17 protein-coding genes and 1 pseudogene are annotated in these 18,952 nt (G+C 68.7%); 6 read left to right on the top strand and 12 right to left on the bottom strand.

Features of this window, described 5'->3' with window-relative positions:
- Positions 1 to 63: 63 nt before the first annotated feature.
- A complete protein-coding gene (locus tag IF61_RS0109355; protein ID WP_030365818.1) occupies positions 64 to 966 on the top strand; it encodes an RNA polymerase sigma-70 factor in 903 nt (300 codons plus the stop codon).
- 98 nt (positions 967 to 1,064) lie between these two features.
- Here IF61_RS0109355 and IF61_RS0109350 read toward each other — a convergent pair whose 3' ends face one another.
- From IF61_RS0109350 to IF61_RS0109340, 3 genes are read right to left on the bottom strand one after another with little or no spacing between them, the layout of a single operon-like run.
- Positions 1,065 to 1,634 (bottom strand): hypothetical protein, encoded by a 570-nt coding sequence (locus tag IF61_RS0109350; protein ID WP_030365817.1) that lies wholly within the window; start codon positions 1,632 to 1,634, stop codon positions 1,065 to 1,067.
- Positions 1,635 to 3,170: a helix-turn-helix domain-containing protein gene (locus IF61_RS0109345; protein WP_030365816.1), complete on the bottom strand. Its 1,536-nt coding sequence runs from the start codon at positions 3,168 to 3,170 to the stop codon at positions 1,635 to 1,637.
- Entirely contained in the window at positions 3,163 to 3,453 is a 291-nt protein-coding gene (locus IF61_RS0109340) for a helix-turn-helix domain-containing protein (protein ID WP_030365815.1), read from the bottom strand. The genes IF61_RS0109345 and IF61_RS0109340 overlap by 8 nt, the downstream gene beginning before the upstream one ends.
- Positions 3,454 to 3,572: 119 nt before the next feature.
- Between IF61_RS0109340 and IF61_RS0109335 the strand changes: the two genes are divergently transcribed.
- Positions 3,573 to 4,004: a cupin domain-containing protein gene (locus tag IF61_RS0109335; RefSeq protein ID WP_030365814.1), complete on the top strand. Its 432-nt coding sequence runs from the start codon at positions 3,573 to 3,575 to the stop codon at positions 4,002 to 4,004.
- 52 nt (positions 4,005 to 4,056) lie between these two features.
- Here the strand turns inward: IF61_RS0109335 and IF61_RS0109330 are convergent.
- Positions 4,057 to 5,079 (bottom strand): annotated as a pseudogene (locus IF61_RS0109330) (amidase family protein); the annotation flags it as partial.
- Between the two features lie 325 nt (positions 5,080 to 5,404).
- Positions 5,405 to 5,851, bottom strand: a complete 447-nt coding sequence (locus IF61_RS33285; RefSeq protein WP_030365812.1) for a hypothetical protein — start codon at positions 5,849 to 5,851, stop codon at positions 5,405 to 5,407.
- Positions 5,852 to 6,149: 298 nt separating this feature from the next.
- On the opposite strand from IF61_RS33285, the gene IF61_RS0109320 reads away from it, so the two are divergent.
- The 4 genes from IF61_RS0109320 to IF61_RS32130 all read left to right on the top strand — a co-directional run bounded on the left by IF61_RS0109320 (position 6,150) and on the right by IF61_RS32130 (position 11,207).
- A complete protein-coding gene (locus IF61_RS0109320; protein WP_030365811.1) occupies positions 6,150 to 6,887 on the top strand; it encodes a TnsA-like heteromeric transposase endonuclease subunit in 738 nt (245 codons plus the stop codon).
- Between the two features lie 462 nt (positions 6,888 to 7,349).
- On the top strand, positions 7,350 to 8,885 hold the full coding sequence (locus IF61_RS32135; RefSeq protein WP_245684458.1) for a Mu transposase C-terminal domain-containing protein: 1,536 nt from the start codon (positions 7,350 to 7,352) through the stop codon (positions 8,883 to 8,885).
- Positions 8,886 to 8,916: 31 nt separating this feature from the next.
- Positions 8,917 to 9,966, top strand: a complete 1,050-nt coding sequence (locus IF61_RS0109310; RefSeq protein ID WP_030365810.1) for an ATP-binding protein — start codon at positions 8,917 to 8,919, stop codon at positions 9,964 to 9,966.
- A complete protein-coding gene (locus IF61_RS32130) occupies positions 9,963 to 11,207 on the top strand; it encodes a TniQ family protein (protein WP_043188285.1) in 1,245 nt (414 codons plus the stop codon). Before IF61_RS0109310 ends, IF61_RS32130 begins: the two co-directional genes overlap by 4 nt.
- A gap of 70 nt (positions 11,208 to 11,277) precedes the next feature.
- Here the strand turns inward: IF61_RS32130 and IF61_RS0109300 are convergent, their stop codons facing one another.
- From IF61_RS0109300 to IF61_RS0109265, 7 genes are all read right to left on the bottom strand, one after another.
- Positions 11,278 to 11,970 carry a 2-phosphosulfolactate phosphatase gene (locus tag IF61_RS0109300; RefSeq protein WP_030365809.1) on the bottom strand — a complete coding sequence of 231 codons (693 nt, stop codon included), beginning with the start codon at positions 11,968 to 11,970 and terminating at the stop codon, positions 11,278 to 11,280.
- Positions 11,971 to 12,470: 500 nt separating this feature from the next.
- Positions 12,471 to 12,608, bottom strand: a complete 138-nt coding sequence (locus tag IF61_RS35780; RefSeq protein ID WP_157848572.1) for a hypothetical protein — start codon at positions 12,606 to 12,608, stop codon at positions 12,471 to 12,473.
- Positions 12,605 to 13,678 carry a recombinase family protein gene (locus IF61_RS0109285; protein WP_245684457.1) on the bottom strand — a complete coding sequence of 358 codons (1,074 nt, stop codon included), beginning with the start codon at positions 13,676 to 13,678 and terminating at the stop codon, positions 12,605 to 12,607. The genes IF61_RS35780 and IF61_RS0109285 overlap by 4 nt, the downstream gene beginning before the upstream one ends.
- Before the next feature lie 259 nt (positions 13,679 to 13,937).
- The gene (locus IF61_RS0109280; RefSeq protein ID WP_043188282.1) at positions 13,938 to 15,638 is read right to left on the bottom strand and encodes a phytoene desaturase family protein; all 1,701 of its coding nucleotides are present in this window, start codon (positions 15,636 to 15,638) and stop codon (positions 13,938 to 13,940) included.
- A gap of 64 nt (positions 15,639 to 15,702) precedes the next feature.
- Entirely contained in the window at positions 15,703 to 16,635 is a 933-nt protein-coding gene (locus IF61_RS0109275) for a spirocyclase AveC family protein (protein WP_078660071.1), read from the bottom strand.
- Between the two features lie 133 nt (positions 16,636 to 16,768).
- Positions 16,769 to 17,062 (bottom strand): NAD(P)-binding protein, encoded by a 294-nt coding sequence (locus IF61_RS0109270; RefSeq protein WP_030365804.1) that lies wholly within the window; start codon positions 17,060 to 17,062, stop codon positions 16,769 to 16,771.
- A complete protein-coding gene (locus IF61_RS0109265) occupies positions 17,059 to 18,573 on the bottom strand; it encodes an FAD-dependent oxidoreductase (protein WP_342667979.1) in 1,515 nt (504 codons plus the stop codon). The genes IF61_RS0109270 and IF61_RS0109265 overlap by 4 nt, the downstream gene beginning before the upstream one ends.
- Positions 18,574 to 18,952 lie beyond the last annotated feature (379 nt).

Raw genomic sequence — 18,952 nt, 5'->3', positions numbered from 1 at the left:
GGCATCCGACGCTCCGACGATCCGACGAGAGGAACCGGGTGCGACCCATGACGGAGGCTGACCATGGCTGAGGACGACGCCTTCACCGAGCACCGCCCGCTGCTGTTCACCATCGCCTACGAGATGCTGGGCAGCGCCGCCGACGCCGAGGACGTCCTGCAGGAGAGCTACCTGCGGTGGAGGGCGGTCGATCCGGCTGCGGTCGAGCACCCGCGGGCCTACCTGGTCCGCGTGGTGACCCGGCAGGCCCTCAACCACCTGCGCACGCTCAGGGCGCGGCGCGAGGAGTACGTCGGCTCGTGGCTGCCCGAGCCGATCCGTACGGCGCCCGGGGTGAGCGAGGACGCGATCCTGGCCGAGTCGGTGTCGATGGCCATGATGCTCGTCCTGGAAACGCTGAACCCGGCCGAGCGCGCGGTGTTCGTGCTGCACGACGTGTTCGGCTACACCCACGGCGAGATCGCCGCGTCGATCGGCAAGACGGAGGTGACCGTCCGGCAGATCGCGCACCGCGCGCGCCGGCACGTCCACGCGCGCCGCCGCCGCTTCGAGCCCGACTCCGGTGCGGCCCGGGCGGTCGTCCAGCGGTTCCTGCTCGCGGCGTCGACCGGCGAGGTCCAGGCGCTGATGGACCTGCTGGCGCCCGACGTCGTGCAGGTCTCCGACGGCGGCGGGAAGGCGACCGCCGCCCGCCGCCCGATCACCGGCAGCGCCGAGGTCGCCCGCTACGTCCTCGGCGTGGCCCGCACCGGCATCACTCCGACGACCCGCCTCGAACACGCCACCTACAACGGCATGCCCGCGGCACGGTCCCTCACCGACGGCGAAGTCGACTGGCTGCTCGCCTTCGAGATCCACGACGACCGGATCACCGCCCTCTACGTCATGCGCAACCCGGACAAGCTGCACGGCGCCGACGCGGTACGCCCGCTCGACAGGGGAGATCGCCGGCCGTGGAAACCATGACCGCCGAGCGCTGTCCGGTCCCGACGCCCGGGCCGGAGCCGGACATGAGGGGGTGACTCCGGCGGCGGTCACCGCGCCACTGTGCGCCCGGACAGCCCTCAGGCGGCGAACCCGACGTTCGTGACGTACTCGTACTGGCCCCACTGAGAGCCCAGGTCGACGATCGTGTCCGTCCAGGCGTCGTCGAGCCCCTGGTCGTCTCCGGCGGCCCACGCGGCGACGATGCGGTCCCAGCGCCGGACGTTCATCGTCCGGTACTCGACCACGCGCTGCAGCGGCCGCGGCACCTGGGACTGGTTGAGCGGGTGGATCTCCACGCGCGTCCCGCCGGAAGAGTTGAGACGCCGCAGGAGGTGGCGGGCGACGTTCTGGCGGCGTACCGAGCGGTAGGCCCGTTCGATCCGTTCCAGGTTGGCCTTCGACGGGCGGCGCTTTCCCCCCAACCATGCCGTGAGGGTGCGGTCGGTGACGGTCAGGCCGGCGTCGTGCGCGGCCTTGCGCGCATGGGCCGTCCGCGTCAGGTAGTGCAGGCGGGCCATGAGGCCGCGGCGGGCGGTCACGGGGGTGGTGATGCCGCCGGCGAGCTCGTCGAGCTTGCGGGCGACGGCTTCGCTGCCCTTGATGCCCCGGGCGCCGTACTTGCCGAAGTCGATGGTCTTCTGCGGCATCTACTCCTCCTCCCCCGTTCCCGCGGCAGCGGCATAGGCGTCCTTGACCTTGACTTCGGTAACGCCCCGGCCCTCGGCGAAGACACGGCGCCAGTCGCCGATGACGTGGAGCTCGTCGGTGCCCATCGCACGGACCACCGTCAACCCCTCGTCGTGGGCCTTGAGGGCCTTCATCCAGAGGTTGGCGAACGCCTGGGAGCGGATGATGTGCATCCAGTCCGGACGGTAGAGCTCCCGGTTGTAGTTCGACTCCCCCATGGTGGAGACGAACTTGGAGTACATCGCCTTCACGTACTCCAGGGTGATCTCGTCCCCGGCGGCGATCGCCGCGTCGCGGGCGTCCTTGAGGGCGACGCGGAACTTCTCCAGCAGGTTCTCCGTGGCCCCCGAGGTGTACGACTCGTGGATCTCCGGCGGGGCGCACAGCCCGTACTTCGGGCCGGACAGGCGCAGGAGCAGGCGGAGGGTGGGTTCGGTGACCCACAGCGGGCCGGGCTCGTCCCGCCGGCCGATCGGGTTCGGCAGCACGTCCTCGTGCTCCCATGCGGGTGGCGTGATGAGGTGGACGCCCGCGCGGCGCCGGTCGTGGGCGAGGCCGGCGGAGTGCTCCAGCTGCCCGAGGGGCAGATGGGTCTTGAGGGCTGAGAGGTAGGCGCCGTTGATGTCGAGCGCGGTCACCTCATGGCGGCCCGGCGGGAGCTGGCCGCGAGTCCACTTGGGGCGGGCTTCCCAGATCTGGTCCGCGCCGCGGGAAGTCTGCTTCTTGAGGATGCCGGGGATCCACGGGTGGGCGACGATGTCGTAGCGGGCGCCCTTGCGCGTCTCGTCCAGCAGCCGCATCGCATCCGGGATCGCCCGCTTCAGCAGGGCGGCCGTGGCAGCTTCCACGTCGCCCTGATGCTCGGCGAGGGCGGACCGGACCGCCTCGCCGATCAGGTCGGCGGGGCCGGACGGCTCCTGGAACGCGCGCCGGGCCGGGCCCTGCGAACGCCCGGAAGGGCGCGCCGAACGCGGCGCGTCTTCCTGCCGCGCCGGGGCTTCGGCCGCCCCGGAGGCGGGAGGGGCGGGAGCGCTTACGGCACGGGTCACGGCTTGGCAGTCCGCCGGGTCCAGATGCTGGGCGAACCCCGCCACCCGGCTCCCCGCCGGACGTCCGCACAGCACGCACGGCTCCGGCACGGCGAGCGACTCGACGTCGTCTCCCTCGCCGGAATCCTCCTGGCCGGGGTCCGGTGAAACGGCCGTGGCGGCGGGGGCCTTCTCCGGCTCCGGCGCCGACTCCGGCTCGGCCCCGGCCTCAAACTTGGCGGCCAGTCCGTCCAGCAGATACGCATACCTCGTACGGATCTCACCGGACGGCTCCCGGGCATCCTCCCAGCCCGCCACCGTGGACGGGCTCACCCCGAGCGCCCGGGCGACCTGGGCCTTGGACAGCCGGGCCCGCTCCCGCAGTTCCCGGCGCACTCCGGGGGCGGGCAGCGCGGCCTCCGGGCCGACGGCGGCGAGCAGCGAGTCGATCGCGTCGAAGTCAGCCACCGGACCGCACCCCCCGCTCGGCCGCGGCGGGCCGGCGCCGGGCGGTCGGCAGCGCCTCGCACGCGCGGGCCGGACCGGCCAGCAGGTCCAGGGCGCCGATGCCGTAATGCACGGCGAGGGCGTCCACGTCGCCCAGCGTCCACGACGCCGTGCCCGACTGCCTGCGCGACACCTGTGCCTGCGTCAGCCCCAGCACCTCGGCGACCACGCGCTGCGACTCCCCCGTCGTCCGCATCAACGCGGCCACCGACAGGCGCAGTGACTCCTCCAACCCCGAGCTCATGCCGTACACCCTACCAACGACCATGCGCAATCCGCATACACGCCGACGGGCCCGGAATCCCGCACGGTGCCTGGCTCGAACTGATCGGATGCCGCAGGCACACTTGTTGTACTGCGCGCATGGAAGATCAGAAACAGTGCACGGTGGTCCGCACCGGGCAGTACGAGGGCATCCAGGGCGGTCTGTTCGGGGCGGGCATCAGCGCGCAGTCGGCGGGGGCCACGGGCCTGTGCCTCCACCGGCTGGTGATGCCCGCCGGCACCAGGGGCCGGCCTCACCTGCACGAGGGCCATGAATCGGCCATCTTCATCCAGTCCGGCCGGGTCGACGTGTGGCACGGTGAGGGCCTGGCCGAGCACGTGGTGCTGCACGCGGGCGACTACCTCTACATCCCGGCCGACACCCCGCACATGCCGGTGAACAACGGCATCGAGGACATGGTGTGCCTGGTCGCGCGGACGGATCCGGACGAGCAGGAGGGCGTGCGCCTGCTGGACCTGCCTGCCTGGCTGGAGGCGCAGGTCAGCCCGCTGCCCGTCGGAGCCGGCTGAGCCGGCCGGGCCTGCGTCACGGGGCCGGGCCGCGGCCGGGCCCCGTGAGCGTTCAGCAAGAGGCGCCGGGCCCTGCGGTCGGCAGATAGCGTGGTGCCCGCCAGGCCTTCAGCCTGTTCTCCACCGCAGCCCCCAGCGACAGCAGTTCGCCGTCCTGCCGGTCGCCGGCCATGAGCAGGAGGCCGACCGGGAGTTCGCCCACGAACCCGGCGGGCACCGACAGCGACGGGTACCCGGCCACGGCCGCGGGCGTCGAGGACGGGATCACGTCGTTGTCGCCCCGCGCGCAGTCGGTCGTCCAGGCGGGTGGGTTGGCCGGTGCGGCGATGGCGTCCAGCCGGTGGGCGGCCATGGTCTCGTCCAGGGAGCGCCGGGAGAGGTCCTTCAGCTCGGCGCGCATGGCCCGGTACCCGGGGTCGGTGACCGGGGGCGCGGCGAGGGCCTGCTCGAACAGCTCCTGGCCGGCGAAGCAGGTCCGCTCCGCCGCGTGGGCGCGGTTGAAGGCGATCAGGCCGGCGAGGTCGCGGGGCCCCTCGCGGGTGGCGAGGTAGGCGTCGATGTCCCGGTGGAACTCGCTCAGCAGCGCCGGGTACTCGAGCTGGGCGAGCCGTTCCTGGTACGGGGGCGTCACCTCGACGAGCACGGCACCGGCGTCGCGCAACTTCTCCGCCGTACGGGTCATCAGGGCGTCCACCTCCGGCCCGAGCGAGGGCAGCCGCCACAGGCCGATCCGCTTGCCGCGCAGTCCGCCGGGCTGCCGCGTCAGGCCGTCGAGGAGGGCGGCGGCGGGGCGCGGGGCTCCGCCGGGGCGGAGGACCGCGAGGGTGAGGGCGGCGTCGGTCACGTTGCGCGCCATGGGCCCCGCGGTGTCCTGCTCGGCGGAGATCGGCACCACGCCGGCCCCGCTGACCAGCCCGAGGCTGGGCTTGTGGCCGACCACCCCGTTCATCCCGGCCGGGCACACGATGGAGCCGTCCGTCTCGGTGCCGATCGCCACCTGCGCGAGCGACGCGGCGAGCGCGGCGGCCGAGCCTGCGGACGATCCGCACGGATTCCGGTCCAGTACGTAGGGGTCCAGCCAAGGTGAGCCCAAAAGCCGCCACGGGATGATCTTGGATGCTCCGGGATAGCGTGACGTAGAGCCGTCATACGCGCTGGTAGAGCGCGTTTTTGTGACGGGTGGACGTCACGCTCGCTGCCTGGCGTGACGGGCTGTGCGGCGGCGCCACGCTCTTGATTGTCCCGTCTCCCGCAACGTTCTCGCTGTCTCACATGACCTTGCTGGATTCGCGGCTGGTCTCAGGTGACGTTGTCGCAATTGCCGGGGCAGAGACTGATTCTCACGTGACGTTGTCACTCAGTCGGGTTCGCCCCAGCTCTGCGCCCGCGAGGGGTTCCTTCTACTGGCCGTCGAGTTCAGCGAATGCTTCCGCGAACGCCTTCGCATCCGACTTGGTCATCGTGTACCCGCCGGTCTTTTGCCAACTTGGGTTGTCCGGGTTGTAGGTGGGGTTGATTGGGCTCGTGAAGCCTTCGGGGAGCTTGCCATTGCGAATGCAGCGCTTCACTGCCTTCGTGATAGCTGCCGTGGGGCCGTACAGGGCCCTATCGCCGTGCTGTTCACGGAACTCTCCACCGCTCACCCACCCCTCCCCATCAGCACATGCGCGGAGGAGGAGCTTCGCGTGGGAGTTCAGCTCGTGGATCAGCTCCTTCGCGTGATTGATGGTCCAACCCTCTTCCTCGTCGTGCTCCAGGACAGCCCCGTGCTCGCCGAGCAGTTGCATCAGCCTCCTGCCGAACTCGTCGTCATCTTCGGTGAACTTGAGCGTGATGGTGATGGTCATGTTGTCCAACCCCTCCCGTTTAAATGGCGACGCAATGACGAATGATTCGCACGATCAGGGTGCCTGGCCGATCCCATGCGAGTCAAGGTGATTCATGCTCATTCCTTCGTCATTTTGCGGGTGTCATCCCTGACCTGGGCAGACTCGGACCGGCGTCTCGGCTGGAGTTGCCGCTGACCATGCTCTGTCTCAGGTGTCGTTCCCTCTCGCGGGCGGTTTGAGGGCATACCGCTGGCGGCGGTGCCTGCTGACGACTTCGCTTGGATCGGTTCTGTGTGATCGATCCGGGAGTTGGGCGGTGGATCTTGGAAGGCTGGGGCAGGCCGCGTTCGAGGTTGGGTACGTCGATGAGGACTACGTACGCCGCCGTGAGCCGTTGTCGGCCTGCTGGACGCTGAGGTTCGAGCGGCTGTCGCCGGTGCGTACGGTCAAGTCCTACCAAGGGCAGAAGTCCGTGACCCGTGACTACTGGGCGGCCACGACGGCCGGGCAGTTGTCCTGTGAGTCGCACCTGGAACGGCACCACGCGATGCTGATGGACTTCGACCCGCAGGTCACAGGTCTGGTCAGCCAGCCGTTCCGGCTGTTCTGGCCCGGCCGGCGGGGACGCCGCGGGCACGTCCCGGACTTCTTCGCCCGGTTTGATGACGGCGGCGGTCTGGTGGTGGACGTCCGTCCGGACGATCGGATCGAGCCGGATGACGCGGAGGCGTTCGCAGCCACGGCGCGAGCCTGCGAACTCGCAGGATGGGCCTTCCGACGGGTGGGGGCGATCGATCCGGTGCTATTGGCGAACGTCAAGTGGCTGGCGGGCTACAGGCACCCGCGCAACCACCGGGAGCCTGTCGCCTCGGAGTTGACGAAGGCCTTCGCCGAGCCGGAGGCGCTGATGGTCGGGGCCGGGCGGGTCGGTGACCGCCTGGCGGTGCTGCCGGTCCTCTATCACCTGCTCTGGCGCCGGGTTCTGGAAGTCGACCTGAAATCGGTCCCGCTGGGGCCGCGAAGCATGGTCTGCCGGGCGGTGACGGCCCAGTGAGACGGCCGCTGGTGGTCAGGCCCGGTGACCGGGTGAGGTTCGACGGCATGGTGCACACCGTGGTCGGCATCTCCGGCGTCCTGGTGCGGCTGGCCGACGAACACGGGCAGTCCAGCGCGATGCATCTGCCGACACTGATGACCTCCCCGGGGTTCGAGGTGATCGGCTCGGGCGGGGCCCGCCGGCTTGCTCCCGGCCTGCTGGACGGACTGCCGCCCGGCGAAGCCGACCGGGCTCTGTGGTGGCACCGGCACATGAGCGAAGTACTCACAGGACTGCCGCCGGACGCTTCGGCGGGAGCCATGCCTCGGCCCGAATACGACCCGGTGACCCGGAACCTGGCCGAGCGCGAGGCGGCCAAGGCCGTCGAGCTGTCGCGCGAGACCGGCCGTCCGGTCAGCCCGCACACCATTCGCTGGCGCCGACGCCGCTATCAAAAGCGTGGCGTGATGGGCATGGTCGATGGTCGATGGCCGCCAGGCCCCACGCCGCCCGGTCCTGGGCCAGGTCGCCCCGGAGGTCGTCGAAATCCTGCGACAACTCATGGACCAGGCCACCGACGGTTCGACCCACACCGTCAGCTACTACTTCGAACGCGTCGGCCCAGCGGTGAAGAAGCTGAAGGGACCGCCGGTCGAGATGCCCTCGCGGGCGACCTTCTACCGTCTCTTCAACCGGCTGGAGGCTGGCCGCCACACGACCGGATCGGCCCGCACCCGCCGCTCTCTGGCCAACCAGCCCGACGGGGTTTTCGACCAGGTCACGGTCTGTCGTCCGGGCGAGCTGATGGAGATCGACTCCACCCCGTTCGACGTGCTGGTCCGGCTGGAGAACGGGGTCGTGGACCGGTGCGAACTGGTCGGCATGGTCGATGTCGCGACGCGGTCCATCACCGCGGCGGTGCTGCGGCCGACCACGAAGTCGGTGGACGCCGCCTTGCTGCTGGCCCGCTCGGTGACCCCGGCGCCGATGCGGCCGGGCTGGCCGGAGGCCCTGCGGATGGAGCACTCGGTGCTGCCCTACGAGCGGCTGCTGTCGGTGGACGAGAGGCTGCGGCATGCGGCCGCGGTCCCGCTGATCATCCCGGAAACGGTCGTGGTCGACGGCGGCAAGGCCTTCTTGTCGAAGAACTTCCATGCCGCCTGCAACGCGTTCGGCACCGAGGTGATCCACGCTCCTCCCCGCACCCCAACTCACAAGCCCCACATCGAAAGAACACTGGGCTCGGCAGCCTCACTGTTCGCCCAGTTCCTCACCGGCTACACCGGCCGGTCGACGGAATACCGCGGCCGAAAGGTCGAGGACGAGCCGTTGTTCTCCCTGCACCAGCTTCAGGAACTGCTGGAGCAATGGATCAGCGCCAAGTGGCAAAACAGGGCTCACGACTCGCTACGTGATCCGCTCGCGCCGGGGCGGACGTTCTCCCCGAACGAGAAGTACGCCGCGCTGGTCGAGTCGGCCGGATTCCTCCCGCTCGCGCTGACCGCGGAGGACTACCTGGAACTACTGCCGGCCCGCTGGCAGGCCATCAACTCCTACGGCATCAAGATCAATCACCGGATCTACAACTGCGACGAACTCAACGATCTGCGGCGGGAGAAGTCCGGGATCACGGAGCGGAAGAACCGCTGGGAGGTCCGTCATGATCCCTACGACATCCGGCTCGTCTGGCTCCGCAACCACCGCACCGGACAGTGGATCACGGTCCCCTGGCGGCTGCTGTCCACCACTGCCACCCCCTTCGGCGAGCTGGCCTGGGGCCACACCGCCCGAGACTTGCGTGAACAGGGCGAGCCGGTCACCGAGGACGCCATCGCTGAGGCGGTCGGCGACCTGCTCGACCGCGCCGCCAGCGGCCCGGAGGAAGAGGCGGCACCAGCAAGCCCGCATGGCCACGGCCCGAACCCCCGCCGCCTCCGCCGGCCGAGCCGTCGTCTCCGGTCGAGGACGACGCAGAGCACGAGGAGGACGACGCGGTCGCCGAGGTCGTCCCGCTGAAAGTCTTCGACGCACGCAAGGAGGCACGGAAATGGTGGTGAACGCACCCGAGTTCGGGCTGCCCGAGGACCGGCGGATGCCCACGACCACGCTGGAGGGCTGGCGCCGGTTCGTCGAAGAAGACCCGATCGCTTTCGACCTTCTGCCCGAGGAGGAGTGGAAAGACCTCGATCCCAGAGCCCGGGACGAGTACGACGAGGGCCGGGTCAACTACCACTCCGAGCTGATCATCGTCGAGACTCCGACCGTTCGCGACGTCCTGCACCAGGGCCGGCTGCTGACTCTGGTCAACCGGCGGGAGATCAGCGCCCGCCGCGGTCTGATCGTCTCCGGGCCCTGGGCGACGGGCAAGTCCACCGCCCTCAAGCAGCTCGGCCGGGCCCACGAACTACGAGTACGCCAGCGCTTCCCCGACCACGACCGCATCCCGGTCGTCTACGTCTCCGCACCGCCCAACGGCTCTCCCCGCAAGCTCGCCACCCGCTTCGCACACTTCCTGGGCCTGCCCATGAAGGCCCGGCACAACGAGATGGACATCGCCGACGCGGTCTGCGAGATCCTCACCGAAGCCCGCTGCGATCTGGTCCTGGTCGACGAGATTCACAACATCAACATGGCCACGTCCACCGGCAAGGACCTGTCGGACCATCTGAAGTACTTCGCAGAGCACATTCCCGCCACGTTCGTCTACGCAGGCATCAACGTCCAGCGCGAGGGCCTGTTCACGGGGGTCCGTGGCAAACAGATCGCCGCCCGCTGCGTGATGAAGTACACCGGGAACTTCCCCTACCAGGCCGAATGGCGCTCGATGGTCGAGCTGATGGAGGACTCGCTACGGCTCCACCGCCATGAGCCCGGCACGCTGGTCCGGATGGCGAAGTATCTCCACACCCGCACCGAGGGCAGCATCAGCAGCCTGTCCCACCTCGTCCGAGCGGCCGCCATCAGCGCCATCGCCGACGGCAGCGAACACGTCACCCGCCCACTGCTCAAGTCCATCCCAGTCGATCACAACACCCAGTCCGCCAGCTCCGGCACGGCCGATGCCGAGGACAACGGCGAGGTCGGGGACGCGGCGTGATCAGCCATCTGCCGCCGTCCCGGCTGCGGCGGCTCCCGCACACGCTCACCCCGCTCCACCGCGAAAGTTGGGACTCCTACGTCAGCCGACTCGCGAAGGCGAACCGGATCTCCCACCTCGTACTCCACGAACACATCAACGACCGGCACCGGGTTCACCCCGCTCCGCTGCCGTTGCTCGACGCCATCAGCCACCTGTCCGGCCACCCCCGGGACCGGCTCCTCAAGGCACTGCCCGACCTGCGGACTTCCGACCTCGTCCGAGGGCTCCCCGCCGCTTGCCAGTTGCTCGATGACGGCTGGCACGTCCAAGCCGTCTGCACGCTCTGCCTGGCCGCCAAGGGCGTCTTCACCCAGGCCCGACACTGGGTTCCCAAAGACACCCGGCTCTGCCTCCGCCACGGCCGCTGGACGGACACCTACCACACGCAGTTCGACGTCAGCCTGCTGCCCGAGATCATCCAGGCACAGCGCGACCATCGCCGCCTCGTCCGCGAACATGGCTGGCAGACCGTCGCGATCGCCATGCGTCAGGCCGCCGGATGGTGCTGGCGTTGGTGGGACAGCCGCAGGTTCCACAAGGAGCGCGACCGCAGACTGAAACTCCTCATTCCTCCTGGCGGAGGCACCTATCGCGAGGACCCCCGGCTCGTCGCCAGCAGCTACCCCGACATCATCGCCCTCACCGGCCTCCTGGCCTCGCCCAAGCTTCGGAACCTGCCCTTCACCGGCCGGGACCGGGACTTCCACCTATTCATCAGCGAAGTCCGCGCACGAGCCGCCCCCGGCTACCGCTACGAAGCCGCCGGCGTCGCCGATCCGCTCGCCCGCTGGATCGAGGAAGAGCGCTACTACCGCACCCTCCCCAACCACCCATTCCCGATGCCGAACGAACCCCGGACACACAACCCGGACACGCTGGAAGACCTCACCCGCAGACTCAACGCCATCCTCGCTCCCGAATCCGACAGCCAGCGTCAGTGCGTCAGCTGCGGCACCCGATTGAAGGACGCCAGCCCGAGGATGCGTTTCTGCTCGACCGTATGCAGATCACGCAACTGGAGGCGCCAACAGCGGCAACGCGCACTCCGCGATGCATCCTCCAGCACGAAACAGGCAGAGTGCCCGGTCTGCGGCACCACTTGGATGGTTGGAAGTGACCGACGTCGCGATGCCCGCTACTGCTCACACAGATGCCGAGAAGCGGCCTTCCGTCAGCGCAAGGCCGTCGAAGACGACTGACTGATTCTGTTCCCGCTGTCGGACAACACCCCGCCAGACCGCTTGAACCCACCGGGAAATCCTCGCTGGCTCAGTTGCCAGGCACCGCAACGGGACGCAGCACCGTCCTCAACTCCTCTTTGCGCGCCACCATTGCGAACGAGAATCTGTCGGGCTCCAGACAGAGCTCAACGTCGTCCGGATGGATTCCCCGGTATCCCCGCCGCAGCCCGTCGGCGAGATCGGCCGCTGCACGGGACACCCGCGCGCGATGGAGATACGGGGCTGCCTCGTCATCGCCTCCGGCGACGCGCTGCCCGATGTATTCGGCGCAGGCCAGGTCCTCGTCGGCCCGTCCGTCCTCGCCAGTGACGACGAACGTCACCGGACCAGCACCTTTGGCCCGCAAGAAGTCCGCCGTCGCGCCAGCCACCACGAAACTCGCGCACAAGACGAGCGGCGCGTTCGCGACCGCCAGAGCTCCCACGGTTCCCGCAGTCGTCTTCTGCACGACCGTGCGACCAACCAGGTCGGCGGATCTGATCAGGCCCGGTGAGTTCACTGCGTCGAACCCGGCTGCCGGGGCCCCGTCCTTTAGCGCCAGCCAACCCGAGTGGCCCTCCTTCAGTTCCAGAGCCTCGTGATCGGAGGATGCCAGCACAATGCGCTCGGCGCCGCGCGCAAAAGCCCAGGCAGCAACAGTGAAGGCGCGCATCACGTCGATGACGACCGCCACGGAAGGGATCTCAGTCAGCTCGGGGATGCCGACGAAACGAGGGTTCATGCCACCCATTCTGGCTAACCCCAAGGCCCCCCGGACGGCCAACTGACCGGCAACGTCAAGTGAGACAACCCCGGCAAAGTCGTTCTGGGAGACAACACCAGATGAGACTTCACCAAAGATCTATCTCACCCTCCCTTGCATCAGTCCTGGTCACAGCCTTGCCAGCAGGCAAGATCCAATGAGACGAGACATTGATCGACAGCGTCCGGAGCAGTAAATCAGGTCGCTGCGCCGCGTGGCTCCCGCGAAGGTGATTTGGCCGCACTCGGGGCAAGTCAGCAGCCGGATCATGCCCTCGTCGCCGGTCCACTCCGCCTCGCCGAGCATCAGCCCGAGCCCGAAGGCGTGGTCGGCGCGCTTGCGGTCCCTGTATGACTGGGCCCGGCACACGTCGTCGCAGTACCGGCGCCGGGCCGAGGAGCCCCTCGGCCGCCGGGCCCCACACGAGTCGCAGAAGCGGATACGGGCCACGCATCCAGGATCGCTCTGCGGCGGGGTGGCTACTCGTCCCGGCCGGCATCGTCGCCCTGGTCGTTGTCGGCATCGTCGGGCCAGCAGCCGAACGGTCCGTCGCTGCCGGGGCCGGGGGCTCCCAGCATGCCCGGTCCCTTCGTACGGTGCGGCGGCAGGGGGATCATTCGGCGTCTCCTTGGTCCAGAGCGTGTGCGGCCAGCAGCGCCGTCACGTCGTCGGGGGCGGTGTCCGGGGCCTGCTGCTGGAGGCGTTTCATCAGCTCGGAGTCGGTGCCGCTGCTGGGGCCGGTGATGCGGGCCCGGATGGGCCGCCGGGGCCCGATGGCTTCTGCCCCGGCCGGCACGGCGTCTTCCTCGGCTTCGGCGAGCGCGCGGTAGAGCGAGGCGACGGAGGGGTGACGCCCTGCGTTCTTGCCGGTCTTGATGGTCAGCTTCTTCGCGATCTCCGGGACGGGGACGCCGCGGTCCTTCAGGGCGCGGGCGAAGAGGAGGGAGTCCTCGTCGATGACCTTCGGCCGGCCGCCGTGGTTGCCCTTTGCGGCGGCGGAGACCTGGCCTTCGAGGGTCTTCTCGCGGATGTAGTTGCGCTCGATCTGGGCGGCGGCGGCCAGGACGGCGAAGAACATCGCGCCCATGCCGCCTGGGTCATAGATGCCACTCAGCGGGCCGGTGAGGAGTTCGAGCTGGACGCCGGCGGCCTGGAGCTGGCCGGACAAGGTCATCAGCTCGGCGGCGTTGCGGGCGAGGCGTTTGAGCTCGTGGACGGTGAGGATGACCTCCTGGTCGGGGGCTGCCTCCTTGATGTCGTACGCGAGCCCCAGCGCCTTCTCCAGCTCCGGCCGCGTCTTCACGCGTGTGCTGATCTTCTCGGAGAAGATCCGCTTGCAGACGGGTGCGAGCGCATCGAGCTGGCTCTGGAGTTCCTGCTGGGCGGTCGAGCAGCGGGCGTACCCGATCCGGATGGGCTTGGTCGCCGCGGTGGCAGGCTGAGCCTCGGCGGGCGGGCCCGGCTTCCACGGCCGCCCCGGTCCCCGGTCTTCCGGCACGAGGACGTCGAGTTCCTCCCGCAGGGCGGGGACGAGGATGAAGCGGGCGGTGTGGTACTTCGTCGCGGTCTTCCCTCCGCGGGTCCGGCAGGGACTGCCGGCCGGGGCTTCGCACTTCGGACAGTCGTTTCGTTCTACCGCGTTTGCGGCTTGATCGGGCGTCAGGTCCACCTCAGAAGTGTCTCGCACAACTCCTTGGTTCTGAGAGGACTTCTGCGAATCACAACCTGCGGAAACGTGACCGACTCCAGGCCTCTCGCAGAAGGTCGAGGGTGAGCTTCCCCCGGCGGTTCGCTTGTTCGACCGTTGCCTGGCCGACGTAGTGTTTCTCCTCGAACTCGACGGGGATGAGGTAGCCGAGCTGCTGCTGGATGCGCCGGCTGTTGTAGAAGCCATGACCCTGTTGGCCAATTGGTCAACAGATCACTCCGTGACGGTGGACTGCGGCTCAGGTGCGTGGTCGGTGGCGGGAGCCCTCTCTGACACTGTGGCGGCCGAGACGGCGTGAGGCATGGAGTGGGTCCCAGCCGGGGCCGCCCGCGGTGAGCCGGGCCGGGTCGGCGAAGACCCGACCTTGGCGGATTTCGGTGTACAGGTCGCGGCCCAGGATGGCGCCGGCGGTGACGAGTCCGCTGGTGGTGGTGCCCAGGACGCCGGGGCCGGAGCGGGTGCTGGCGCCGGTGAGGTAGAGGCCGCGGATGGGGGTGGTGGCTCTGGGGCGGCGCAGGCCGAACTGGTCGGTGGCCAGTTCGAGCCCCAGGCACGAGCCGCCGGTGGCCAGGGTGTAGCGCTCCTGGGTGACGGGACTGGCGGCTTCCTGCCAGACGATGTGCCGGCGCAGGCGGGGAAAGTGCTGGGTGGCCATGTCGATCATGGCGTTGGTGAGGTCTTCCTTGCGGGCCAGGTAGCCGGGGTTGCGGCGGTAGCGCTTGTCGCTGGCGGGGTCGGTGGTGAGGCGCCAGAAGGAGTAGTCGGCCGGGACGTACGCCAGTAGTTCTAGTGAGGCGTGGCCGGGTGGGGCGATATGCGGGGAATCGGGGTCTTTGAGCGAGGCCGAACTGGCGAACAGGCCACCGAGGCGGTGTGGCGTGCCGGGACGCAGGCCACGGTAGAACATCCCGGCCTCGGTGCTCTCGTGCAGCCAGTAGTTGGTATTGGGCATCCACTGCCGCAGATCGGTGTCCAGCCCCAGGTAGACGATGAAGAACGGCGGGGCCATGCGGTACCCACGCACCGTGCGCACGAGGCGGGCCGGCAAGTGCTCGGTGCCGACAAGCTCAAGGTAGGTCCGCTTGATGTCGGCGTTGGAGACGACAATCGGCGCGTGGAAGACCTGTCCGTCGCGGAGCCGGACTCCCTGTGCCTGGCCGTGCTGGACCAGGATCCGCTCGACCCGGACACCGGTCCGGATGTGGCCGCCATGACCGTGGATCACGTCGATCAGGTTGGCGGCCAGCACCTGGCCACCTCCCTGGGGGAAGTACGCGCCAGTCTTGATGTAGTGGTTGAGCAGCACGGCGTGCACGGCGGCGGGCACGACATCAGGTGCGGCTCCGTAGTCGCCGGATTGTCCGCAGATCACCGCGCGTGCGGTCTCGTCGAGCCCGCACGCGTCGAGTAGCACGGACAGCGGGCGCATGGACCAGTACACCGTACGTGGGCACCGTGCCGCGAAGGCGGCGGTCTGTATCAGCGTCTCCGGTGGGGCGACGCGCTCGTATTCCCCACCGATCGCACGCAGGGTCCGGACGCACTTGCGCAGTCCGTGTTCCTGTGCGGGGAACGTCGTGACCAGGGCGTCCAGATAGTTGTCCCAGCCCCGTGGCACGCGGAAGGTGAGGTCAGGAAACACGAGCGTGTCGAAGCCGTCGGGGTCCATCGGCAAGAATGTGATCCGGCCGTCAAGGCCAAGACCACGCAGAGTAGTGGGGATCGCGCCCGCCGGTTCACAGTCCCCGATGTAGTGGACGCCTACCTCGAACTCGTATCTGCCACCGCGGCGGCGGAACACGTGCGAGTATCCGCCGGCGACCTCCCATTGCTCCAGGACAAGTGTGCGCAGGCCATTCGCGGTCAGGTACGCGGCCGCCGTCAGACCGGCAAGTCCCGCGCCGACAACGATCGCCTCCCAGCGTTCAGCCTCGGCCACAGCGCCTCCTGGTGTCGGTTCGGGTGCGCGGCGTCGCCGCTGCTCTGATCACGCATGGCTGGTCCTAGCGCAGGCGTGCGGGGATGCCGGTGAGGGGTACTCCGGCGAGGGCGATGACCGCGTTGCTGGCTGTCCAGAACAGGATGATGACCTGGGCCAGGCCAGTGGCGGACAACGTCGCGATCCACGGCCGTGCGGCGCGGGGGAACTGCTCGACACCGCGCAGGATGGGCGCGCCCCGAGGATGGTGCTGGTGGTAGTAGCACATCAGGCCGGGTACCGCACCGTACGCGATACCAGTGGTGATCAGTTCGTAGACCGGGAATTGATACCAGTGCCCGGCGAACAAGGTTAGCCAGGGTACGGCCTTGACGAAGCTGTAGGAGCCCAAGATCATCAGGGGCTCAAGCACGAGATTGAGGACTATTGAGACGACGACCGCGGCCAGGACGAGTTTCGGGCCAGTCAGGTGAGGCCATCGGCGCAGCACGACAACCCGCAGGAGCCAGAGGGTCGGGACGAAGTACACCATTGCTGAGCAGAGGCCAAACCACGAGGAGAACAGCTGTTGCGGCTCAGAGTTCGGGCCGCGCCACCCGGGCATGTACGGCCCCCAACTGGTGGTACTGATGAGGTACCTGTTTTGGATCATGTTTTCTCCGGTGTAGTTGATCACCGGGATAAGCCAGAACGTGGTGGAGTAGCCGAAAAGCAGCATCGCCTCAATGGTGAGGGTGCGTCGCTTCGTGACCTGGATAACCGTCCAGGTCAAATAGAAAACGATCGTGGCGATGGTAATCAGCATGACTGCCCATAGCAGCACTTTCCACGTGGTACTCACGTTGGAGTAGGTAGGGGACCATCCCCCGCCGTTAATGGCCCATCGGGCCATCACCCACACCTCGGCGATCAGGAAGAAGGACCCGATCACGGCCCACACCATGACTGGTGTGCGCCACCTCGGTGTCGGCTTCAGTGTCGTTGGCGTGGCGTCCATGGGATTATTGACTGTGGTGTTTGAGGTTCGGGAGTGTTGTGGCGGGTTGGGTCATGCGTTGCTGAACCATGTTGATTCTTTCCACGGCGGGATGATTCCTGGTGTTGTTCCGAGTGCGATAGGAGGTCGATGATCACCTCATTATTGGTGGGGCAGGGGCCGTTTTTCGCCCTCTGGTGAGCTGGGCGGCAATCCGCATGAGGGCGGCTGGGGTAGTGCCGCCGGGCTCGCAGTCCCCGATGTAGTGGATTCCCACGTCGGATTCGTACTGGCCGCGGCGGCGGAGGACGTGGGAGTAGCCCCCGGCCACCTCCCACTGCTCCAACACCAGAGTGCGCATCCCGTTGGCGGTCAGGTATGCGGCTGCGGTCAGCCCGGCCAGGCCGGAGCCCACCACGATGGCGTCCCAGTGCTGTGAGTCCGTCATCGGCCTGTCCTGCCTTCCCGCTCCGGTCGGTCTGCGCCTTCGGTGGTCTCGGTGGCGTGGCCGCCCGGCGCGCCGCGACAACTCGGCTGACCGGCATGTGCTTCTGCTGTGCCCGTGCTGCGGGCTGTGCCGTGTCGAGGTGTGAGAGCGCCCTGGCCGATACGGATGATGTGCCGGGGATGGAACAGGGGCGCGGGCCCTGCCAGCATGTTGGTGACCCTGGCGAGGTCGTAGAGCATGCCCGGGTCCTGTGTCGCGCCGCGTAGCCATTGGTCCATGTACCACTGGCTGGCGCGGTAGAGGGGAGTGAGGAGGGACGGGGATCTGTTGGTCTGCCAGGCGTGGTCGGACACGGTGGCCAGGAGCCAGGGCCAGGTGGTGAGGTGGGCGAGCCGGCGCTGGAACCGGCGGGCCAAATCCGGTGGCGGCGGACCGGTGCGCTGTGCGAGGAGGTCGCGCAGCGCGAGGGCTTCGAGCGCGGCGACGGTCATGCCCTGGGCGTAGACGGGGTTGAAGGTGCAGGCGGCGTCGCCGAGCACGATGAGCTGTTGGGGCCAGGGCGTGAGGCGGTGGTAGTGCAGGCGGCGGTTGGCGGTGCGGGCGTAGCGCCTGATCGGGGAGTCCGGGCGGAGCTGGCGCACGGTGTCGTACAGGTCGCTGGACAGGGATTTCATGAAGGTGTCGAAGCCCTGTTCGCCGACGGGCGGGTGGTCGCCGCCCGCACCGTGCAAGGTCACGAGCAGGCGGTTGTCCTCGATGCGGAGGGCGAAGGCGCCCCGGGGGCTGTGGGGGGCCTGCGGGGTTTCGAAGAGGGCACGCCAGGGGGCCGGGGCGTCGGGAGTGGTGCGGTAGGAGCGGGTGGCATAGCCGACGCGGGCATCGATTCTCGTCTCCGCGACACGCGGCAGGCCGTGGGAGAGGAGCCAGTCGGGCAGGTGCGAGCTGCGGCCGGACGCATCGGCAACCAGGTCGGCCGTCAGTGTTTCCTCGGCGGCCTCACGAGGCCGCCGGGCCCGCCGGGTGAGGCGGACCCCAGTCACCCGGCGGCCCGCGCCGTCCGTGAGCAGGCCGGTGGCGGTGCGTTCCTCACGCAGGACGACGTTGCCAAGCCCCAGGACACGGTGGCGGACGGCGGCTTCGAGCAGCGGGCGGCTGACCGGCTGGATGAGAATGCCGGACTCCATCACCGACAGCACCCTGTGCGGCAGCTGGAACCGCGAGTCCCGGCAGAAATCCACCAGCGGCGCCCCGTGCGCCGCCAGCTCCCGCGAGAGGCCGGGAAGCAACTCCTCCAACGCCTGAAGGCCCCGCGCCTGCAGGGCATGAGTATGGCAGCCCTGGGGCACCCCCCTACGTGGCCGCGGAACTGCAGGCAAACGGTCACGTTCCACCAGGGTGACACGCTCGAAGGCGCCGCTGAGCACACGCGCGGCCAGAAGCCCCGCGACACCCGCACCGATCACGACCGCATTGCCCGGATCAGCGCCGGTGGAACCGTTCGATGGAGACATCACAAGCCTCCCACTCGGCGATCATTGTCCTGTAGACCAACCGGAAAACAGCGATTATCACGGCCCTCCACGACCGCGACCTCCTCGGTACACCTAAATGCATATGCTGGCCGTAGTGATCCACCGTCATCCGAACCGGAACCTTGGTGCCCGCCCACGGGAAAACTCGAACGAAACCAGTCGGGCCACTCACCCACACAATCGGCATGCCCGTAGGGCTGTCCCGCTCCAGGTTTGTATGCGGCATACCGTCCCTGGCGAATGCCGGTTCCGCGACACCCCCTTGCGTCAGCGGAGCGCGCCGGATGAAGTTCCAGCTGCAGTCCGAGTACTCGGCCAGTGCGCCCGCTGCCGCCAATCCCGCCGCCCCCGCACCGAG

Origin of the sequence: Streptomyces roseoverticillatus (genome assembly GCF_000719265.1) — a bacterium.
In the GTDB taxonomy this organism is placed as follows: Bacteria; Actinomycetota; Actinomycetes; order Streptomycetales; family Streptomycetaceae; genus Streptomyces; species Streptomyces roseoverticillatus.
The sequence above is the reverse complement of the archived record's forward strand: the minus strand, read 5'-3'. Positions and strand labels throughout refer to the sequence as shown.

Excerpts from the sequence above, each read along its gene's own strand:
- IF61_RS0109355 (WP_030365818.1), top strand. The coding sequence starts at position 64 with ATGGCTGAGGACGACGCCTTCACCGAGCACCGCCCGCTGCTGTTCACC.
- IF61_RS0109350 (WP_030365817.1), bottom strand. The coding sequence starts at position 1,634 with ATGCCGCAGAAGACCATCGACTTCGGCAAGTACGGCGCCCGGGGCATC.
- IF61_RS0109340 (WP_030365815.1), bottom strand. The coding sequence starts at position 3,453 with ATGAGCTCGGGGTTGGAGGAGTCACTGCGCCTGTCGGTGGCCGCGTTG.
- IF61_RS0109335 (WP_030365814.1), top strand. The coding sequence starts at position 3,573 with ATGGAAGATCAGAAACAGTGCACGGTGGTCCGCACCGGGCAGTACGAG.
- IF61_RS33285 (WP_030365812.1), bottom strand. The coding sequence starts at position 5,851 with ATGACCATCACCATCACGCTCAAGTTCACCGAAGATGACGACGAGTTC.
- IF61_RS32135 (WP_245684458.1), top strand. The coding sequence starts at position 7,350 with ATGGTCGATGGCCGCCAGGCCCCACGCCGCCCGGTCCTGGGCCAGGTC.
- IF61_RS0109310 (WP_030365810.1), top strand. The coding sequence starts at position 8,917 with ATGGTGGTGAACGCACCCGAGTTCGGGCTGCCCGAGGACCGGCGGATG.
- IF61_RS0109300 (WP_030365809.1), bottom strand. The coding sequence starts at position 11,970 with ATGAACCCTCGTTTCGTCGGCATCCCCGAGCTGACTGAGATCCCTTCC.
- IF61_RS35780 (WP_157848572.1), bottom strand. The coding sequence starts at position 12,608 with ATGATCCCCCTGCCGCCGCACCGTACGAAGGGACCGGGCATGCTGGGA.
- IF61_RS0109275 (WP_078660071.1), bottom strand. The coding sequence starts at position 16,635 with ATGGACGCCACGCCAACGACACTGAAGCCGACACCGAGGTGGCGCACA.
- IF61_RS0109270 (WP_030365804.1), bottom strand. The coding sequence starts at position 17,062 with ATGACGGACTCACAGCACTGGGACGCCATCGTGGTGGGCTCCGGCCTG.
- IF61_RS0109265 (WP_342667979.1), bottom strand. The coding sequence starts at position 18,573 with ATGTCTCCATCGAACGGTTCCACCGGCGCTGATCCGGGCAATGCGGTC.